General features: G+C 73.7%; 8 protein-coding genes. 3 read left to right on the top strand and 5 right to left on the bottom strand.

Annotated features, from left to right (window positions below; translation table 11 throughout):
* Positions 1–51 precede the first annotated feature (51 nt).
* Positions 52–4896, bottom strand: a complete 4845-nt coding sequence (locus ACWGJM_RS22785; RefSeq protein ID WP_453413507.1) for a type I polyketide synthase — start codon at positions 4894–4896, stop codon at positions 52–54.
* Positions 4897–4958: 62 nt separating this feature from the next.
* Positions 4959–15335 carry an SDR family NAD(P)-dependent oxidoreductase gene (locus ACWGJM_RS22780; RefSeq protein ID WP_453413506.1) on the bottom strand — a complete coding sequence of 3459 codons (10377 nt, stop codon included), beginning with the start codon at positions 15333–15335 and terminating at the stop codon, positions 4959–4961.
* Between the two features lie 547 nt (positions 15336–15882).
* On the opposite strand from ACWGJM_RS22780, the gene ACWGJM_RS22775 reads away from it, so the two are divergent.
* On the top strand, positions 15883–17526 hold the full coding sequence (locus ACWGJM_RS22775) for an MFS transporter (protein ID WP_453413505.1): 1644 nt from the start codon (positions 15883–15885) through the stop codon (positions 17524–17526).
* Positions 17527–17648: 122 nt separating this feature from the next.
* On the opposite strand, the gene ACWGJM_RS22770 is transcribed toward ACWGJM_RS22775, so the two are convergent.
* The 3 genes from ACWGJM_RS22770 to ACWGJM_RS22760 all read right to left on the bottom strand — a co-directional run bounded on the left by ACWGJM_RS22770 (position 17649) and on the right by ACWGJM_RS22760 (position 19144).
* Complete coding sequence (locus tag ACWGJM_RS22770) at positions 17649–18020, bottom strand: hypothetical protein (RefSeq protein WP_453413504.1); 372 nt, start codon at positions 18018–18020, stop codon at positions 17649–17651.
* Positions 18017–18280, bottom strand: a complete 264-nt coding sequence (locus ACWGJM_RS22765) for a hypothetical protein (RefSeq protein ID WP_453413503.1) — start codon at positions 18278–18280, stop codon at positions 18017–18019. Before ACWGJM_RS22765 ends, ACWGJM_RS22770 begins: the two co-directional genes overlap by 4 nt.
* Before the next feature lie 93 nt (positions 18281–18373).
* Entirely contained in the window at positions 18374–19144 is a 771-nt protein-coding gene (locus tag ACWGJM_RS22760) for a TetR/AcrR family transcriptional regulator (RefSeq protein ID WP_453413502.1), read from the bottom strand.
* A 479-nt stretch (positions 19145–19623) separates the two neighbouring features.
* Here ACWGJM_RS22760 and ACWGJM_RS22755 point away from each other — a divergent pair, with 479 nt between their 5' ends.
* Together ACWGJM_RS22755 and ACWGJM_RS22750 are read left to right on the top strand one after the other, a co-directional pair.
* Entirely contained in the window at positions 19624–20865 is a 1242-nt protein-coding gene (locus ACWGJM_RS22755; protein ID WP_453413501.1) for a cytochrome P450, read from the top strand.
* A 14-nt stretch (positions 20866–20879) separates the two neighbouring features.
* Complete coding sequence (locus ACWGJM_RS22750) at positions 20880–21092, top strand: ferredoxin (RefSeq protein ID WP_453413500.1); 213 nt, start codon at positions 20880–20882, stop codon at positions 21090–21092.
* Positions 21093–21101: the final 9 nt, after the last annotated feature.

Here is a 21101-nt window from a genome sequence, read left to right as displayed (position 1 = left end):
ACCGAGTCCTTTGCCGCGTCCTTTGGTGAATGGGTCGAGAGGTGTGCTCGGTCAGGCCAGGCCGAGTTCTTGGTCGATGAAGGCGAACACGTCGTCCGCGGAGGCGGTTTCGAGCTGGTCGCGGACGTTCTCGCCGCCGCCCTGGAGGTCGGTGAGCCTGCCGACCAGGGCCTGGAGCCGGGAGGTGAGATGGCTGCCGCGGATCTCCTCCGGGTCGAGGGAGGCCGCGAGCTGTTCGAAGCGGTCCAGTTCGGCGAGTACGTCCGTGCCGCCGGAGCCGTCCGGGAACAGCTCGGTGCGCAGGAAGCCGGCCAGGGCGGCCGGGGTGGCGTAGTCGAACACCATGGTGCTGGGCAGGCTGACGCCGGTGGCCTCGCTGAGCCGGCTGCGCAGTTCGACCGCGGCGACGGAGTCGAACCCCAGGTCCTCGAAGGGCCGGGTGGGTTCGAGGTCGGCCGGGGAGTCGTAGCCGAGCAGGCCGGCGACCTTGCCGCGGACCAGGTCCAGCAGGGCCCGGGTCTGTTCCGCCTCCGGCTTGCCGGCCAGGTCGGCGACGAGGCCGGTGCCGCCCGCCGCGGCGGGGGCGGCCGAGGCGCCGGTGAGGATGTCGCGGACCTCGGGCAGGGCGTCGAGCAGCGGGCGGGGGCGGGCGAGCGTGTAGGTGGGGACGAAGCGCTCCCACTCGAACTCGGCGACCACCAGGTGGCTCTCCTCGTGCTCGACGACCTGGCGGAGCGCGCCGACCGCGATGGACGGCCGCATGGCGGGGGCGCCGATGCGCCGCATCATGGCGGCCAGTTCGGCGTCGACCATGCCGCCTTCCCAGGAGCTCCACGCGACGGAGGTGACGGTGCGGCCCTGGGCGCGGCGGCGGTGGGCGAGCCCGTCGAGGTGCGCGTTGGCGGCGGCGTAGGCGCCCTGTCCGGCGCTGCCCCACACGGCGGCGCCGGAGGAGAACAGCACGAAGGCGTCCAGCGGCCGGTCGCCGAGCAGGTCGTCCAGGTGCAGGGCGCCGGTGACCTTGGCGTCGGCGACCTCGGCGAACTCCGGCAGCGGCAGGTCGGCCAGGGGGGCGATGCGCTGCATGGCGCCGGCCGCGTGCACGACCGCGGTCAGCGGCAGTTCCTCCGGTACGGAGTCCAGGACCCGGGCGAGGGCGGCGCGGTCGGTGACGTCGCAGGCCTCGACGGTGACCCTGGCGCCGAGCGCCTCGAGTTCGGCGGTGAGTTCGTCGGTGCCGGCGGCGGCCCGGCCGCGGCGGCTGGTGAGCAGCAGGTGTTCGGCGCCCTCGGCGGCGAGGGTGCGGGCGACGTGCGCGCCGAGGCCGCCGGTGCCGCCGGTGATGAGCACGGTGCCGTGCGGCCGCCAGCTGCGGCGGGGGGCGGTGGTACCGATCGGGGCGCGCACCAGGCGGCGTACGAACACGCCCTGGGGGCGCAGGGCGACGGCGTCCTCGCCGGTGGTGCCGGTGAGCCAGGCGGCGAGGTGGCGGGCGCCGCGGTCGTCGAGTTCGGCGGGCAGGTCGGCGATGCCGCCGTAGGTGTCGGGCAGGTCCAGGGCGAGCGCGCCGGCCAGTCCCCACAGCGGGGTCTGCGGTACGGCGGTGACCTCGTGGGCGCCGGCCACGGCGGCGGCCTGGGAGGTGACCAGCCACAGCGGCGCGGTGACCCCGGCGTCGCCGAGGGCCTGGACCAGGGTCACGGTGGCGGCGAGACCGCGGCTGAGGACGGGGTGCCCGGGGTGCGGGCGCTCGTCCAGGGCGAGCAGGGACAGCACGCCCGCCGCGGTGCGCTCGCGCAGGGTGGCGGCGAGGGTCGTGCGGTCCTCGCCGTCGGTCTCCAGGACGTCGGGGGTGGCGCCGTGCGCGGCGAGCGCGGCGACCACGGCCGTCACCCGCGGGTCGGCGGCCGACTGCTCCGGTACGAGGACCAGCCAGTTCCCCGACAGCGCCGGTTCGGCGGACGCCGCCTCGGGGGAGGGCTGGAAGACGATCCGGTAGCGCCAGGAGTCCAGGGTGTGCAGGTCGTGGTGGACGCGCCGCCAGCGGGCGAGCGCGGGCAGCACCTCGGCGAGGGGCCCTTCCTCGATCTCCAGCCGGCCGGCGAGGGTGGCGGTGTCGGCCTGTTCGACGGCGTTCCAGAAGGCGGTGTCGGCGGCGCCGTCGACCGTGCCGGGGGCGGCGGCCATGCCCGGGGTGGCGGGGGCGGCGTCGGCCCAGAAGGTGCGGTGCTGGAAGGGGTACGTCGGCAGGTCCACGCGCCGGCCGCCGCGCCCGGCGAAGAACGCCGCCCAGTCGGTCCGGCCGCCGCGCGCGAAGACTCGGCCGACGGCGTCGAGCAGGGTGCGCTCCTCGTCGCGGCCGCGGCGCAGCACCGGGGCGACGCTCGCGCCGGCGGACAGGGAGTCGCCGGCCATCGGGGTGAGCGCGGCGTCGGGGCCGAGTTCGAGGAACACGCGGACGCCGGCGGCGTCCAGGGCGCGCAGCGCGTCGGAGAAGCGGACGGCCTCGCGGACGTGCCGCACCCAGTAGTCGGGGTCCTGTAGTTCGCCCGGTCCGGCGGCCCGGCCGGTGAGGTTGGAGACGACCGGGATACGGGCCTCGTGCCAGGTGACGCTCGCGGCGACGGCCCGGAAGTCGTCCAGCATCGGCTCCATCAGCGGGGAGTGGAAGGCGTGCGAGACGCGCAGTTCGCGGGTCTTGCGGCCCTGCTCCTTGAAGTGGGCGGCGATGGCGAGGACGGTGTCGCGGGCGCCGGAGACGACGACGGAGGACGGTCCGTTGACGGCGGCGATGCCGGTGTCGTCGGTGAGGTGGGGGCGGACCTCGTCCTCGGTGGCCTGGACCGCGGCCATCGTGCCGCCCGCCGGCAGGGCCTGCATCAGCCGCCCGCGGGCGGTGACCAGCCGGGCCGCGTCGGCCAGGTCGAGGACGCCGGAGACGTGGGCGGCGGTGATCTCGCCGATGGAGTGCCCGGCCAGGAAGTCGGGGCGGATGCCCCAGGACTCCACCAGCCGGTACAGGGCGGTCTCGACGGCGAACAGGGCGGGCTGGGTGTACGCGGTGCTGTTGAGCAGCTCCTCGTCCGCACCCCACATGACGTCCTTCAGCGGGAGGTCGAGGTGCGGGTCGAGCGCTGCCACCGCCTCGTCCAGGGCGGCCCCGAACACCGGGAAAGCGGCGTGCAGTTCGCGCCCCATGCCCAGGCGCTGGGCGCCCTGCCCGGAGAAGAGGAAGGCGACCTGTACGTCGGGTTCGGCGACCCCGTGCGCCACCGAGTCCGGGATGTCCCCGCCGGCCAGCGCGGTCAGCTCCCGGGTCAGTTCCTCGGTGCCGGCGGCGAGGAGCACCGCCCGGTGTTCGAGGGCGGCGCGGGTGGTGGCGAGGGACAGGCCGAGGTCGGTGACGGACGCGGGGTGCTCGGTGAGGTGGGCGAGCAGCCGGGCTGCCTGGGCGCGCAGGGCGTCGGGGGACTTGGCGGACAGCGGCAGCGGTACGACGGCGGCCGGGACCGGGGTGGCCTGGTCCTCGGCGGCGGTCTCCGGCTCCGGGGCCTGCTCGATGATGACGTGGGCGTTGGTGCCGCTCAGGCCGAACGCCGAGACGGCGGCGCGGCGGGGGTGGCCGCGGTCGGGCCACGGCACGGCCTCGGTGAGCAGGGCGATGTTGCCCGCCGACCAGTCGACCTCGGGGCTGGGCTCGTCGACGTGCAGGGTCTTGGGCAGCAGGCCGTGCCGGATCGCCTCGACCATCTTGATGACGCCGCCGACACCCGCCGCGGCCTGCGCGTGCCCGATGTTGGACTTGATGGAGCCCAGCCACAGCGGCTGGTCGGCGGGGCGCCCCTGCCCGTAGGTGGCGAGCAGCGCCTGGGCCTCGATCGGGTCGCCGAGGGTGGTGCCCGTGCCGTGCGCCTCCACGGCGTCGACCTGGTCGGCGGTGAGCTGGGCGCCGGCCAGGGTCTGCCGGATCAGCCGCTGCTGGGCGGGCCCGTTGGGGGCGGTCAGGCCGTTGGAGGCGCCGTCCTGGTTGATCCCGGAGCCGCGTACGACGGCGAGCACGGGGTGGCCCTTGGCACGGGCGTCGGCGAGCCGCTCCAGGACGAGCATGCCGGCGCCCTCGCCCCAGCCGGTGCCGTCGGCGGCGGCGGCGAAGGACTTGCAGCGGCCGTTCGGTGCCAGGCCCCGCTCCTGGCTGAAGCCGACGAAGGAGGTGGGTGTGGCCATCACGGTGACCCCGCCGGCCAGCGCGAGGGTGCACTCCCCCGCGCGCAGCGCCTTGACCGCCCAGTGCAGTGCGACCAGCGAGGAGGAGCAGGCGGTGTCGACGGTGACCGCCGGGCCCTCCAGGCCGAGGTTGTAGGAGATGCGGCCGGAGGCCACGCTGCCCAGGCCGCCGGTGCCGCCGTCGGAGGGGTAGTCGTGGTAGACGACGCCGGCGAAGACGCCGGTGCGGCTGCCCTTGAGGGACAGCGGGTCGATCGAGGCGCGCTCCAGGGCCTCCCAGGAGGTCTCCAGGAGCAGCCGCTGCTGCGGGTCGGTCTCCCGCGCCTCCTTCGGGCTGATCTTGAAGAAGTCGGCGTCGAAGGCGTCCGCCTCGTGCAGGAAGCCGCCTTCGCGTGCGTAGGACTTGCCGGGCGTGCCGGGCTCGGGGTCGTACAGGTTGTCCACGTCCCAGCCCCGGTTGAGGGGGAAGCCGGTGATGCCGTCCCCGCCGGAGGCCACCAGGTTCCACAGGTCCTCGGGGGAGTCGACCCCGCCGGGGTAGCGGCAGCTCATCCCGACGATCGCGATCGGCTCGTGCTCGCGCGCCTCGGCCTCGCGCAGGCGCCGCTTGGCGCTCTGGAGGTCGGCCGTGGCGCGCTTGAGGTAGTCGCGGAGCTTGTCCTGGTCAGGCATCTGAGGTCAACCAATCTGAAGCGGGCGGTGGTACGTGCCGGTCGGGGCTGGGGCGGGGCATGTCAGGACAGCCCCAGTTCCCGGTCCAGTGCCGCGAACAGTTCGTCGTCGGAAGCCCCTTCCAGGTCCTGCTCGGGGGCGTCGGGTTGCGTGTCGTGCGAGTCCTGCCAGCGGCGCAGCACCGCTTCGAGCCGTGCGGTGACTCCGTCCGGGTCCGCCGCGCCGGCGCCGACGGCGGCGAGGGCCGCGTCGAGCTGGTCCAGTGCGGCCGTCAGGGCCCGGGTGCCGTCGTCGGTGTCGGGCTCCAGTACGGAGTCCAGGTAGCCGGCGACGGCGCGCGAGGTCGGGAAGTCGAAGGCGAGGCTGGCGGGCAGGGCCAGTCCGGTGGCGGCGCCGAGCCGGGCGCGCAGTTCGACGACGGCCAGCGAGTCGAAGCCGAGTTCCTGGAAGGAGCGGTCGGCGGGGACGGCGTCGGCGCCGGCGTGCCCGAGGAGTCCGGCGACGTGCGAGCGGACCACCTCCACCAGCGCCCGCTCCCGGCCTTCCGCGTCCAGCCCGGCGAGCCTGCGGCGCAGCTGCTTGGCCTCGTCGGCGCCGCCCCGGCCCTGCTGTCCGGGGACCCGCACCAGCCCGGCCAGGACGGCGGGCAGCCGGCCGGCGGACGGGCCGCGCAGGACGGCCCGGTCGAGGTCGAACGCGGCGAGGTCGCTCTCGCCGCTGCGCAGCGCCTCGTCGAGCAGGGCGAGACCCCGGTCGGTGTCGAGGGCGGGCAGGCCGAGGGAGGCCAGCAGCCCCCGCTGCTCGTCGCTCTCCGGGCCGGCCTGCCAGGGGCCGAGGGCGAGCGCGGTGCCGGGCAGGCCCAGGGTGCGGCGGTGGCGGGCCAGGGCGGCCAGGCGGGCGGCGCTCGCGGCGAGGGCCGCCTGTCCGGCGCCGTGCATCAGTCCGGCGGTCGAGGTCAGCAGCAGGAACGCGGCGAGGTCCCGGTCCCGGGTGAGCTCGTCGACGATGCGTGCGCCCTCGGTGCCCTCGCGCAGGGCTGCCTCGAACTCCGCCGGGTCGACGCCGTCGACGAGGGCGGCTTCGGGAGCGGGGGCGAGGTGCACGGCGGCCACGAGGGGGTGCTCGGCGGGGATGTTCGCCAGGAGGTCCGCGAGGACGGCGCGGTGGTCGTCTTGCGGTGTCCCGCCGGCCACGACCAGCGTCCGTACCCCGTACTTCGCGGCGAGGTGCTCGGCGATCAGGGTGACGGTCGGCTCGGGGGCGCCCGTGATCAGCACCGTGCCCCCGGTCAGGGCGGGCGCGGCGTCCACGGCGGTGACCCGGGTCAGGCGCGGGGTGAACACCGTGCCCGCGCGGACGGCGAGTTCGGTCTGCCCGGTGCCGAGCGCGGCGTACAGGCTCTCCTGGGAGGCGTCGGTGTCGTCGAGGTCCACCAGCAGGAACCGGCCCGGGTGTTCGCCCTGCGCGGCCCGCACCAGGCCCCGGACGGCGGCCTGCCGCGGATCGGCGTCCGCGTCGGGCCGTACGGCGACGGCACCGCGGGTGACGACGGCGAGCGGCGGCCGGTTCTCGGCACCGAGGTGACCGGCGATCCGCCGCAGCACGGCGGCCACCGCGTCCTCGTCCCCGGGTGTCTCGAACACCTCGACGGCGTCCGGCGCCACGGGCGTGCCCCCGGCCGTCTGTTCCCAGGCGAGCCGGTACAGGGCGCCGGCCGGGGCGCCGCCGCGCAGTTCGGCGGAGGTCACCGGCCGGCGGCGCACCGCGCCCGCCGACAGCACCGGTGTGCCGTCCTCGTCGGCGGCCTCCAGGGTCCAGGCGCCGGGCTCGTCCTCGGTGAGCCGCACCCGCAGGCCGGTGGCGCCGGTCCGGTGGATCCGGACGTCGGACCAGGCCGAGGCGGTCAGCGGCCCGTCGGCGCCGGCGTCGAGCAGGCCGAGGTGCAGGGCGGCGTCCAGCAGGACCGGGTGCAGCGCGCAGCGGGCGGCGACGGTCTCGCTCTCCTCGGGCAGGGCGATCTCGGCGAAGAGTTCGCCGCCGCGCCGCCAGGCGGAGGCGAGGCCCTGGAAGACGGGCCCGTAGCCGTGGCCGCGGGCGAGCAGCCGCTCGTAGGCGTCGTCGACGTCGACCGGCTCGGCGCCGGGCGGCGGCCAGGCGGTGAGGTCGTACGACGGTGCCGTGTCCGCGCGGTCGAGGACGCCCTCGGCGTGCCGGACCCAGGCGTCCTCGGTGCCCTCGGTGCCTTCGGCGCCGCGCGCGTACACGGTCACCGGGCGGCGGCCGTCCTCGCCGGCGGCGCCGACGACCACGTGCAGCGGGACGCCGCCCTCCTCGGGCAGCACCACCGGGGCGTCCAGGGCGAGTTCGGCCAGCCGGTCGCAGCCGAACTCGGCTCCGGCCCTGAGGGCGGCCTCCACCAGGGCGGCGGCGGGCAGCGTGCTGGTGCCGAGCAGGTCGTGGTCGGCCAGCCAGGGCTGCGTGGTGCGCGCCGGGCGGCCGGTCAGCGTGGCGCCGCCACCCGGTCCGGGGGCGGGCACCACGGCGCCCAGCAGGGGGTGGTCGAGGGCGTCGAGGCCGAGCGTGCCGGCGTCGCCGCCCGCGCTCTCGGGCAGCGCCCAGAACCGCTCGTGGCGGAAGGCGTACGTCGGCAGGTCCACGCGGCGGGCGTCGCGCCCGGCGAAGAACGCCTCCCAGTCGACGCCGACGCCCGCGGTGTGGGCGCGGGCGAGACCGGCCACCAGGGTGTGCTCCTCGTCGCGGTCGCGGCGGGCCAGCGCGACGAACTCGGCTTCCCGGTCGGCCTGTTCCGCGTCGGCGAGGCAGGCCGGGCCGAGGCCGGACAGGACGGCGTCCGGGCCGACCTCGACGTAGGCGGTGACACCGGCCTCGCCGAGGGTGCGGATGCCGTCGGCGAACCGCACGGCCTGGCGGACGTGGCGCACCCAGTAGCCGGGGTCGGCGATCTCCTCGGCGGTCAGCAGGCGGCCGGTGACGTTGGAGACGACCGGGGTGTGCGGCGCGGCGGCGGTCAGGCCGGCGGCGATCTCGGCGAACTCGGCGAGCATCGGCTCCATCAGCGGTGAGTGGAAGGCGTGGGAGACCCGCAGCCGGGAGGTCTTGCGGCCCTGCTCGGCGAAGTGCCCGGCGACCGCCTGTACGGCGTCCTCGGCGCCGGAGAGCACCACCGAGCGCGGGCCGTTGAGGGCGCCGATGCTCACCTCGCCGGTCAGCAGCGGCAGCACTTCCTCCTCGGTGGCCTGGACGGCGGTCATCGCGCCGCCCGCGGGCAGCGCCTGCATCAGCCGGCCGCGGGCGGCGACCAGCCGGGCCGCGTCCGCCAGGGACAGTGCGCCGGAGACGTGCGCGGCGACGAGTTCGCCGATGGAGTGCCCGGCCAGGTGGTCCGGTCGTACGCCCCACGACTCCAGCAGCCGGAACAGCGCGGTCTCGTAGGCGAACAGGGCGGTCTGGGTGTAGCCGGTGCGGCTGAGCAGTTCGGCGTCCTCGCCCCAGACGACCTCGCGCAGCGGGCGGTCCAGGTGCCGGTCCAGTTCGGCGAGGGCCGCGTCGAAGGCCTCGGCGAACACCGGGAACGCGGCGTGCAGTTCGCGGCCCATGCCGGGACGCTGGGCGCCCTGCCCGGAGAACAGGAACGCGGTCACCGCGCCGGCCTCCGCCCGTCCGGCCGGTACCGCCCCGGGCGTACCACCGGCCAGCGCGGCCAGCTCCCGCCGGGCCTCGTCGAGGCCGGTGACGGTCAGCGCGGCCCGGTGTTCCATCGGGGTGCGGCCGGTCGCCAGCGAGTAGGCGACGTCGGCCGGGCCGGCCGCGGCCGGCCCGTCGAGGTGCGCGAGCAGTCGCCGGGCCTGGTCGCGCAGGCCCTCGGGGTCACGGGCGTTGAGGATCCACGGGACGGGACGGCCGGGGGTGGTCGCGGCGGGCTCGATGGGCTCGGCGGGCTCCGGTTCGGCGGACGCGCCGTCGGTGCCGGGGGCCTCCAGGATGACGTGGGCGTTGGTGCCGCTGATGCCGAAGGAGGAGACGCCGGCGCGGCGCGGGCGGCCGGTCTCGGGCCACGGGCGGCTCTCGTCGAGGAGGGCGACCGCGCCCGCCGTCCAGTCCACCTTGGTCGACGGCTCGTCCAGGTGCAGGGACTTGGGCAGCACCCCGGCCCGGATGGCGTGCACCATCTTGATCACACCGGCGACACCGGCGGCGGCCTGGGTGTGCCCGATGTTGGACTTGACGGAGCCGAGCCACAGCGGCTGTTCGGCGTCCCGGTCCTGGCCGTAGGTGGCCAGCAGGGCCTGCGCCTCGATCGGGTCGCCGAGCGCGGTGCCGGTGCCGTGCGCCTCGACGGTGTCGACGTCGGCGGTGGTCAGGCCCGCGTTGGCGAGGGCCTGGCGGATGACGCGTTCCTGGGAGGGGCCGTTGGGTGCCATCAGCCCGTTGCTCGCACCGTCCTGGTTGACGGCCGAGCCGCGGATCACGGCGAGCACCTGGTGCCCGTTGCGGCGGGCGTCGGAGAGCCGTTCGACGACGAGGACGCCGACGCCCTCGGACCAGGCGGCGCCGTCGGCCGCGTCGGAGAACGACTTGCAGCGGCCGTCCGGGGACAGCCCGCGCTGCCGGGAGAACTCCACGAACGTCTCGGTCGACGCCATCACGGTCACCCCGCCGACCAGCGCCAGCGGGCACTCGCCCGACCTCAGCGCCTGGGCGGCCAGGTGCAGCGCGACCAGCGAGGAGGAGCAGGCGGTGTCGACGGTCACCGAGGGGCCCTCCAGGCCGAAGGTGTACGACACCCGGCCCGAGCCCAGCGATCCGGCGGCGCTGTTGCCCGCGTAGTCGTGGTACATGATCCCGGCGAACACGCCGGTCGGCGTGCCCTTGAGGGCGGCCGGGTCGATCGCCGCGCGCTCCAGCGCCTCCCAGGCGACCTCGAGGAGCAGCCGGTGCTGCGGGTCGGTGGTCAGGGCGTCGTTGGGGGCGATGCCGAAGAAGGACGCGTCGAAGCCGTCGGCGTCGTGCAGGAAGCCGCCGTGCCGGACGTACACCTTGCCGGGGGTGCCGGGCTCGGGGTCGTAGAGGCCCGCCAGGTCCCAGCCGCGGTTGTCGGGGAACTCGGTGATGGCGTCGGTCCCGTCGGTGACCAGGCGCCACAGGTCCTCGGGCGAGTTGGCACCGCCCGGGTAGCGGCAGGCCATGCCGACGATGGCGATCGGGTCGTCGGCGTCCGCCGAGGCGACCGCCGTCGGCGCCACGGCCGCCGCGCTGGAACCGGCGAGCAGCGTGTTCAGGTGGTCGGCGACGGCGCTCGCGCTCGGGTGGTCGAAGACCAGGGTGGGCGTCAGCCGGAGCCCGGTCGCGGCGGTGAGCTGGTTGCGCAGCTCCAGCGCGGTCAGCGAGTCGAAGCCGAGTTCGTTGAACGCCCGGTCCGGGCCGACCTCGGCGGCCGACCGGTGCCCGAGGATGGCCGCCACCTGGTTGCGGACCAGCTCCAGCAGGGTGCGGCGCCGCTCCTTGTCGTCCAGCGCGGCGAGCCGGGCCGCCGTGTCCCCGGTGCCCTGGGCGCCGGTGCGGGCGGCGGCCCGGGCGCGGCGCCGGACCAGCGCGCCGAACTGGGCGGGTACGTCGTCGGCGGCGCGCAGCGCGGCCAGGTCCAGGGCGAGCGGCAGCAGCAGGGACTCGCCGGAGGCCGCGGCGGTGTCGAACAGGGCGAGGCCCCGTTCGGCGGACAGCGCGCCGATGCCGGAGCGGCGCATGCGCTCCAGGTCGGCGCGGGCGAGTTCGTCGGCCATGCCGTCGCCGCTGACCGTGCCGTCGGCGCTCTCGGTGGCCCACAGGCCCCAGGCCAGCGACTGGCCGGGCAGGCCGGCGGCCCGGCGGTGCGCGGCGAGCGCGTCCAGGAAGGCGTTGCCCGCCGCGTAGTTGCCCTGGCCGGGGTTGCCGAGGACACCGGCGACCGAGGAGAACAGCACGAACGCGGTGAGGTCCGTGTCCCGGGTCAGGGTGTGCAGGTTCCAGGCCGCGTCGGCCTTCGGGCGCAGCGACCGGTCGAGCAGTTCGGGGGTGAGGGAGCCGATGGTGACGTCCTCGAGCACACCGGCCAGGTGGACGACCGCGCGGACGTCGTGCCCGGCGAGCAGGTCGCGGGCGGCGGCCGGGTCCGCCAGGTCGCAGGCGGCGAAGGTGACGTCGGCGCCCGCCTCCTCCAGCTCGGCGCGCAGCTCGTCGGCGCCCGGAGCGGCCGGGCCGCGGCGGCTGACCAGCAGCAGCCGGCGCACGCCGTGCGCGGTGACCAGGTGCCGGGTCACGAGGCGGCCCAGGGTGCCGGTGGCACCGGTGACGAGGGTGGTGCCGTCCCCGTCGAAGCGAATCGTTTCGTCCTCGCCGGCGCTCTCCGCGCGCACCAGCCGGGGCGCGTACAGCTTGCCGTCCCGTACGACGAGCTCGGGTTCCTCGGCGGCGACGGCGGCGGGCAGCTGCGGCTCGGGATCGCCCGTGACGTCCAGGAGGACGATCCGGCCGGGGTTCTCGGCCTGCGCGGAACGCAGCAGACCGCGGACGGCGGCACCCGGCAGGTCGGTGACCCGCTCGTCGGGCACGGCGCCATGGGTGACCACGACCAGTCGCGAGTCGGCGAACCGTTCGTCGGCGAGCCACTCCTGAACCGCCGTCAGCACGCGCCTGGTGGCGGAGCGGACCTGCGCGGGAACGTCGTCGTCCGCCGCCACGGCGGTGTCGAGGACGAAGACGCCGGGCACCGGCTGCGAGGGGTCGTACTCCTCCCAGCGGCGGAAGTCCACGGCGGCCGGGGCGGACACGGCGGCCGCCGGTCGCAGCTCGACGGCGTACAGCGCCCCGCCGGACGAGTCCTCGGCGGCGGCGACGGGCGCCGCCGGCCGCGACAGCAGCGTCTCGACGGAGAACACCGGGCGTCCCTCGCCGTCCGCGCCGTGCACGGCGATACCGTCGCCGCCGACGGGTGCGATCCGTACCCGCAGCTGGGTGGCGCCGACCGCGTGGACCTGGACGCCCCGCCAGGCGAACGGCAGCAGCACCGCGCCCGTCGGCTCGTCGTCCAGCAGCGATCCGTGCAGGGCCGCGTCGAGCAGGGCGGGGTGCAGACCGAAGCGGGTGGCGTCCTCGTGGGCCTGCTCGGCCAGTTCGACCTCGGCGAAGACCGTGTCGCCGTCCCGCCAGGCGGCCGTCAGCCCCTGGAAGACCGGCCCGTACGCGTAACCCCGCTCGTGCAGCAGCCCGTACGCGTCCTCGACCGCGACCGGCGTCGCGGACCGCGGCGGCCAGGCGGTCAGGTCCGGGCCCGTGCTCACCGGCCCGGTGCCGAGGAGACCCTCGGCGTGCAGCAGCCAGGGCGTCTCCGGGAGGGCGTCCTGCGCGCGCGAGTGCACGCGGACGGGACGGCGGCCCAGCTCGTCCACGGCGCCGACGGACACCCGCAGCGCGACACCGCCCCGCTCGGGCAGCACCAGCGGAGCCTGAAGGACCAGTTCCTCCAGGGTGGGGTGGCCGGTCTGTTCGCCTGCGTAGAGGGCGAGTTCGACGAAGCCGGTGCCGGGCAGCAGCACGGTGCCGAGGACGTCGTGGTCGGCCAGCCAGGGGTGGGTGTCGAGCGCGAGGCGGCCGGTGTACGTCACGCCGTCGTCGTCCGGGGCGGAGACGACCGCGCCGAGCAGCGGATGGTCGGCCGCTTCCACACCGAGCGCGGCGGCGTCCGCTCCCCCGGTGAGCTCGCCGAACATCCAGTACCGCTCGTGCTGGAAGGGGTACGTCGGCAGGTCGACGCGCCGGGCGCCCGTGCCCTCGTAGAACGCCGCCCAGTCGACGGCCGTACCGGTGGCGTGCAGGCGGGACAGCGCGGCGAGCAGGGTGCGGGCCTCGGGACGGTTCCTGCGTACGGCCGCCTCGACCACCGCGTCCTCGACGGTGGCCCGGGTGAGCGCGGTGAGGACGGCGTCCGGACCGAGCTCGAGGAAGGTCTCGACGCCCTTGGAGTGGAGGTGGGTGACGGTGTCGGCGAAGCGGACGGCTTCGCGCAGGTGGCGGGTCCAGTACTCCGGGGTGCCCCAGTCGTCGGTCACCTCGCCGTGGACGCCCGCGACCACCGGGATCTGGGGGCGGGTGTGCGTGATGCTCTCGGCGACCTGGCGGAACTCGGCGAGGGCCGGGTCCATCAGGGGGGAGTGGAAGGCGTGGGAGACACGGAGGCGGGTGGTCTTGCGGCCCTGCTCGGAGAACTGGGCGACGATCGCTTCCACGTCCGCCTCGACACCTGAAACCACTACGGAGGTGGGGCTGTTGATGGCTGCGATGCCGACCGTGTCGGACAGCAGCGGGACGATTTCGTCCTCGGTCGCCTGGATGGCGGCCATCGCGCCGCCTGCCGGGAGGGCCTGCATCAGGCGTCCGCGTGCGGTGACCAGTCGGGCCGCGTCCTCCAGGGAGATCGCCCCGGACACGTGGGCCGCGGTGATCTCGCCGATGGAGTGCCCGGCGAGGTAGTCGGGGCGGATGCCCCAGGACTCCACCAGCCGGTACAGAGCCGTCTCGACCGCGAACAGGGCGGGCTGGGTGTAGGCAGTGCTGTTCAGCAGCTCCTCGTCCTCGCCCCAGATGACCTCGTACAACGGCCGGTCCAGGTGGGCGTCCACGGCCGCCACGACCTCGTCCAGCGCGGCAGCGAACACCGGGAACGCGGCGTGCAGTTCACGCCCCATGCCCAGCCTCTGCGCACCCTGCCCGGTGAACAGGAACGCCGTCCTGCCGTCGCGGACCGTCCCGGTGACGACGTCCGCCGACACCGAGCCCTCGGACAGTGCGGACAGGCCCGTGAGGAGTTCCTCGCGTGACTCGGCGACGACCACGGCCCGGTGTTCGTGCGGGGTGCGGGTCGTCGCGGCCGCGTGGGAGAGGTCGGTCAGGGACAGGTCCTGCTGGGCCGTCGCGTGGGCGTGCAGCCGGGCGGCCTGCTCGGCCAGCGCCTGGGGGGTACGGCCCGACAACACCACGGGAACCAGAGGGAGTTCACGCTGCTCGACGGGCTCCTCGTCCTCGGCGGCGGGTGCCTCCTCGACGATGATGTGGGCGTTGGTGCCGCTGAGACCGAAGGAGGAGACGCCGGCGCGGCGGGGCCGGTCCGTGGCCGGCCAGGGCACGGCCTCGGTCAGCAGCCGTACGTGTCCGGCTTCCCAGTCGACGTGCGGGGTGGGCTCGTCGAGGTGGAGGGTCCGGGGCAGGAGTTCGTGGTGCAGGGCGAGGATCATCTTGATGACGCCGCCGACGCCCGCCGCGGCCTGGGTGTGGGCCAGGTTCGACTTCAGCGAACCCAGGTACAGGGGCTTCGAGTCGGTGTCCCTGCGGCCGTAGGTCGCCAGGACGGCCTGGGCTTCGATGGGGTCGCCGAGTTTGGTGCCGGTGCCGTGGGCCTCGACGGCGTCGACGTCGGCGATGGTCAGGCCGGCGTTGTCCAGGGCGGCGCGGATCACGCGCTGCTGGGAGGGGCCGTTGGGGGCGGTCATGCTGCTGGAGGCACCGTCCTGGTTGACGGCGGAGCCCCGGATCACCGCCAGCACGGGATGCCCGTTGCGGCGGGCGTCCGACAGCCGCTCCAGGACGACGACACCGACGCCCTCCGAGCAGCCGGTGCCGTCGGCCGACGCCGCGAACGGCTTGCAGCGGCCGTCGGAGGCGAGGCCGCGCTGGTGGTTGAAGTACAGGAACATGTCCGGCTCGGACATGACGGTGACGCCGCCGGCGAGGGCGAGGGTGGACTCGCCGGAGCGCAGGGACTGGGCGGCGAGGTGGATGGCGACCAGGGAGGAGGAGCAGGCGGTGTCGATGGTGACCGCCGGGCCCTCCAGGCCCAGGCTGAACGCGACCCGGCCGGTGACCAGGCTGCCTCCGGTGGTGCCGGACGCCTCGGTGCCCTGGGCGTAGTCGTGGTACATCAGCCCGCCGAAGACGCCGGTCCTGCTGCCGCGCAGGGTGTGCGGCGCGATGCCGGCGCGTTCGATCGCCTCGTGGGACATCTCCAGGAGCAGACGCTGCTGCGGGTCGAGCGCGAGCGCCTCGCGCGGGGAGATGCCGAACAGGCCGGCGTCGAAGTCACCGGCGTCGTAGAGGAATCCGCCCTCGGTGGTGATCGTGCGGCCCGGTTTGCCGGGCTCGGGATCGTAGAGGTCCGTGGCCCAGCCGCGGTCGGTCGGGAACGCGGAGACGCCGTCGCGGCCCTGGGCCAGCAACTCCCAGAGATCTTCCGGGGAGTCGACCCCGCCGGGGTAGCGGCAGGCCATGCCGACCACCGCGACCGGCTCGCCGGAGACCTTCCGCTCCGCCTCGGCCAGCCGGGCGCGGGTGTCGCGCAGATCGGCGGTAGCCCGGCGTAGGTATTCGAGAAGCTTCTCCTCGTTGCTCACCGAGCACACCCCTCCTATGTCTTTCGAGCGCGCCGAGGCGAGCCGGAAAACGGCACACGCATTTGACGAACTCACGTCGGACCGAGATACCTGGCAAATTACTTCGCCGCCCGTGGCGGGCCCACCCCTGAGCGCCACCGTGGGACCCCTAGAACCCGATAGAACCCGCACCCGGCCCGTCCCGGACCTCGTCGGCGGCGCGATTTCGGGGTCAGGTTAGGGGGTATACAGGGGTGGCCCGTGCCGGTACCACACCGCTACCTTCACGAAGGGGCTTTCTCGAGTCGATCTTTTCCGCTCGGCAAGCGAATCCCGATCCTGAATGCACTTGCGGTCAGGGATTAAAGGAAATGTCTCACACCACCGCATCACACAGGGTTTCTCTCATAACGCATCGGCCGAGCGCCGTGGGGCCGCACCCCACGGCGCTCGACGGACGTGTGCCTGCCCCCCGGACCCCCCACAGCCCCAATGAGTACGTGACACGCGGATGCGTACCTGATACGCTCTGCGTACCACGTACACCGAGAGGATTTGGACGATTGCCATGTCGGAACTGAAGCCCAAGGCAGGAATGAAGGAGTGGTGCGGCCTCGTGGTGATCGTCCTGGTCACCCTGCTGGTCGCCGTCGACGTATCGGTCCTCGGATTCGCCATCGCCCCGCTCAGCGAGGACCTCTCGCCCAGCGCGACCCAGCTGCTGTGGATCATGGACGTCTACAGCTTCGTGCTGGCCGGCACCCTGGTCACGGTCGGCTGGCTCGGTGACCGCGTGGGCCGCCGCAAGCTGCTGCTGATCGGTGCCGCCATGTTCGGCGTCGCGTCGGCGGCGGCCGCCTTCTCGACCAGCCCCGAGATGCTGATCGCGTCGCGGGCGCTGCTGGGTCTGGCCGCGTCGACGCTGACGCCGACCTCCCTGGCGCTGATCCGGAACATGTTCCACGACTCCAAGGAGCGCAAGGCCGCCATCGCCGCCTGGGGCGGCACCCTCACCTCGGGTGCGGCCGTCGGACCGGTCGTCGGTGGTCTGCTGCTGAACAACTTCTGGTGGGGCTCCGTCTTCCTCATCAACACCCCGGTCATGGTCCTGGTCCTGGTCCTCGGCCCGATCCTGCTGCCGGAGTACCGCGACCCGAACCGCGGCCGCCTCGACCTGCTCAGCACCATCCTGTCCCTGGCCGGCGTGATGACGCTGATCTACGGGTTCAAGGAGCTGGTCATCAACGGCTACAGCCGCAACGCCGCGATCTCCGCCGCGGTCGGCGGTGTGCTGCTCATCGCCTTCGTGATCCGGCAGCGGGTCGCCGACGACCCGATGATCAACGTCCGGCTGTTCCGCAACGGCGGCTTCAGCGGCGCGGTGATCACCAACATGATGGTGGCCTTCGCCCTGATGGGCAGCAGCGTCCTGACCAACCAGTACCTCCAGATGGTCCTCGGCTACTCCCCGCTCAAGGCCTCGCTGTGGTCGCTGGCGCCGATGCCCGCCATCGGTGTCGCGGTCGGCCTCGCCCCGGTCCTGGGCCGGAAGGTCCGCCCCGGCAAGATCATCGGCGTTGCCCTGCTGATCATCGCCGCGGGCTTCGGGGTGCTCACCCAGGTCCAGACGGACTCCAGCGTCGCGGTGGTCCTGGTCGGCGTCGGTCTGCTGGCCGGCGGCATGGTCGCCTGCAAGACGCTGGCCGCCGAGATCGTGGTCACCTCCGCCCCGCCGGAGCAGGCCGGTTCCTCGGTCGCCGTCTCCGAGACCTTCACCGAGTTCGGCATCGCGATGGGCTTCGCCACCCTCGGCAGCATCGGCTCCATGGTCTACCGCAACGACATGTCCGACGTGAGCCCGGCCGGTGTCTCCGGCTCGGCGCTGCACGCCCTGCGCAACACCATCGGCGGCGCCGCCGACGTGGCCTCCCGCCTGCCCGGCAAGTCCGGCGGCCAGCTCATCGCCAGCAGCCGCGACGCCTTCACCCACGGCATGCAGATCGGCTGCCTGGCCGGTGCCGGCCTGCTGGCCTTCACCGCCCTCGTCGCCACCCTGCTGCTGCGCAAGACCCCGATCGAGGCGGCCCTGCCGGGCTCCCTCGAGGCGGTACAGGCCCAGGAGGACGGGGTGGCCCTGCCGTCGACCGCCGCCCGGACCACCGCCCGGACGGACGGATCCCCCGCCGCCGTCCGGCACTCTTCGGCCGTCTAGTCGCTCCCCCGGCGACCGCCCGAAGAGCTCCAGAAAAGGTCCGCTCCCGCCACCCTTCCGGTGCCGGGAGCGGACCGCTCTTTTCTCAGGAGGGCAGGGTGACGAGCCCTGCCTCTCCGGCGTCACGGTTTGCCGATGTCCACCGCCCACACGCCCGTCCCGTCGTAAGCCTCGGGCGTCGCGGTGAGCACCTGGCCCTCCACGGTGCCCGATGCGGCGGCGTACACGGCGTGTCCGAAGGACCACTCCAGCCCGGCGGACACGACCTGCTCGACCGCGGCCGCACCGGCGAAGTCGAGCGGAAGGAACTCCAGGCCAGGCAGGGCTCCGACATGAGCTGCCACGCCTGGACGTTCAAGACTGGCGGCGACGAGACACAGAGCGGGCACATGGGCGCGGTGGGCCGGATCCTCGACCTCCACGACCGCGAGTCCCGAGAGCAGCCGGTGACCGCGGCAGAGGGCGAGGACCGCCGTGTGATCCAGAACGATCACCTGCGACTCCCCGCCTGCCTGGCGACGATCGCCGCCCGCCACTCCTGCGCTTCCCGTACGTCGTCCTCCGTGAAGTCCTCTCGCAGGTGGGTGCGCACGTAGGTCACGGCCCGCGCGGTCCGCTCGGCCCGTTCCTCCTCGAGAGGCGTCGCGGCGACGAAGCGCTCCACATACGCCCGCGTACTCATGCCACGCTCTTCGGCCAGCGTGCGGAGGCGGTCCCTTATCGATTCGCTGATCTTGATCGTCGTGTCACCCATAGCGCGAGAATACAGACGAATACCGCGCCTGTCCGCCACATCGAGGATCCCGCCGACGTGCAGCCGGCGGACCGCCCCGCCACGGGATCGGGTCTATGCCCCTCGACCGGCCCCCAGCGGGCTCTCCCCCGCCCGCTCCCGGACCAGGACCTCGACACCGTCCAGCACCCGCCGCAGGCCGAAGCCGAAGTCGTCGTCGGTGGTCTCGAAGGTGCCCGCGTCGATGAGCTCACGGACCGCGGGGAACGTCTCGGCGTCGACGAACTTGTCCATCGCCTGCCCGTAGTCGGCCATCAGCTCGGCCTCGCTCTGCCCCTGGCTGGCCAGCCCCGAGGACAGCTGCGCGTTGTTGCGCACGTACCCGACCATCAGCAGCATCACCGACAGCTTCTCGTCGGGCGTCAGCCCCGTACGGGCGAGGGTGCGCAGCCCGCGCTCCAGCCAGCTCAGCTGCCCCGGCTCCAGCGGCGGTCCGCCGACCGGGATCTGCAGCATCCACGGGTGCCTGCGGAACACCTCCAGGAACGCCCGCGCCCACTGCTCCAGCCCCGCACGCCAGTCGCCGTCACCGTCGCCGTCGCCGCCGCCCGCCTCGATCTCGGGCGGGCTGCCGTACGCCATGTCGAGCATGAGCGCCTGCAACTCGTCCTTGCTCGACACGTGCCGGTACAGCGACATCGTCGCGAACTCGAGCTTCTCGGCGACCCGGGCCATGGACAGCGCCCCGAGCCCGTGCTCGTCCGCGAACTCGATGGCCGCCGCGACGATGCGCCCCGCGCTCAGTCCGGTCCGCTCGCGCTGCGCGCGCTCACGCAGCTCCCACAGCACGCCGATGCTGCTCGGCAGTCCCGCGCTCTCGGTCATGGCCCGCTCCGCCTTCATACGCTCACTTCCGGAGATCCGCTGCGTATCACGCACGCAAGTGCGTCCATCGTATGCGCCCCGAGCCGTGCGCGGGTATGCGTGGGGCCGGCCCGCGCCTTCACCCCCATATCTTCCGGACGCTTGAATTCCGCTGGAGGACGACTCGAAAGCGTCTGGAGACCGGCCCGAGAATGACTGGAGCCACTCACCTCACGCATTCCATCGAAACCGGCGTCGACCGGAATACGCCATTGCCGCGGCCCCCAGTGCGCACCCTTTCCACCCCCCTAATTCCGGCCCCTTGTTTCAGGACCCTTGCCTCAGGGCCCTGACATGGAGAAGTAGGGGTTTTCCGGACCGGGAATTCGAAGGAGTCTGCACGGGGTGAACTCCGTTTTGGCGGAAGCCCCGACCACGCCTCACACGATCGATCCAGACCGGGACCGCGCACCCCGTGCGGACGGATGAGAGAAGGAACCATGACGGAACTCACCAACGCGCCGTCGGAGACGCAGGTGCGTGCGTTCCCGCTGGAGCGCCGCTGCCCGTTCGCGCCGCCCGAGGAGTACGCCGTCCTGCGCGAGGCCGAGCCGGTCTCGAAGGTGAAGCTCAAGTACAACGGCCGTGAGGCCTGGCTGCTGACCCGCTACGAGGACATGCAGCAGATGCTGCGCGACCCCCGCTTCGAGTCGGACATCGCCGACCCGGGCTACCCCCTTCAGTTCGCCTTCCCGCTGGACCTGCTGGAGCAGGGCATCGTCAGCAAGACGCTGTTCCACATGGACCCGCCGGTGCACACCAAGCACCGCATGATCCTGATGCCGGAGCTGACGGCCAAGCAGGTGGAGGCCATGCGGCCGCGTACCCAGGAGATCGTCGACGAGCTGATCGACGCGGTCCTGGAGCAGGGTCCCGGCCCGGTCGACCTGGTCAAGACGGTGACCGCGCCGCTGCCGTCGATCCAGACCGCCGAGCAGCTGGACCTGCCGCGCGACACGACGGACCTGTTCTACCGCTGGATCTCGCTGCTGGTGACGCAGGGCACCGCGGAGGAGCACGCCTCCGCCAACGCCGAGGTCGAGATGCTGCTGCACCGGCTTATCGCCGAGCGCAAGGAGAACCCCGGTACCGACCTGATCAGCAACATCATCAAGCGCAACGCCGAGCGCGGCGGCGAGCTCAGCGACCTGGACCTCAGCGCCCTGGTCCGCACGATGATCGCGGGTGGCCACGAGAGCACCCTGAACGGCATGACGGTCGGCATCTTCACCCTGCTGACCCACCCGGAGCAGGCCGCGCTGCTGCGCGAGCACCCGGAGCTGGGCGGCCAGGCCGTCGACGAGCTGATGCGCTACTCCACCGTCTCCGACCACGGCACCGTCCGGGTCGCCAAGGAGGACGCCGAGATCGGCGGGGTGCTGATCAAGAAGGGCGAGGGCGTCATCTGCGCGCTCCAGGCCGCCAACCGCGACCCGCGCGCCTTCGCGAACCCCGACACGCTGGACTTCCACCGCAAGGAGGCGTCCGCGAACCTCGCGTTCGGCTCCGGCCACCACCGCTGCGCCGGCCAGACCCTGGTCCGCATGCAGATGGAGGTGCTGTTCACGACGCTGCTGCGGCGCATCCCGGGCCTGCGGCTGGCCGTGCCCGTCGAGGAGCTGCCGTTCAAGGACGAGAAGGCACTGATCGACGGCCTGCACGAGCTGCCGGTCACCTGGTAAAGGAAGGAACGTTCATGCTGCAAGTCGTCATCGACAAGGACGTCTGCGTCGCCTGCGGAGCCTGTGTGCTCGCCGGCCCCGACGTCTTCGACCAGAACGAGGACGGTCAGGCGATCATGATCGTCGACGAGCCGGACGAGTCGCTGCGTGACCAGATCGTCGAGTCCATCGACGCCTGCCCCGTGCAGGCCCTGAGCATCGTCGAGCCCGCGCAGGAAGCGGCCTGACCTCTCCCG

This window comes from Streptomyces sp. NPDC054834, assembly GCF_053611185.1.
The sequence above is the reverse complement of the archived record's forward strand: the minus strand, read 5'-3'. Positions and strand labels throughout refer to the sequence as shown.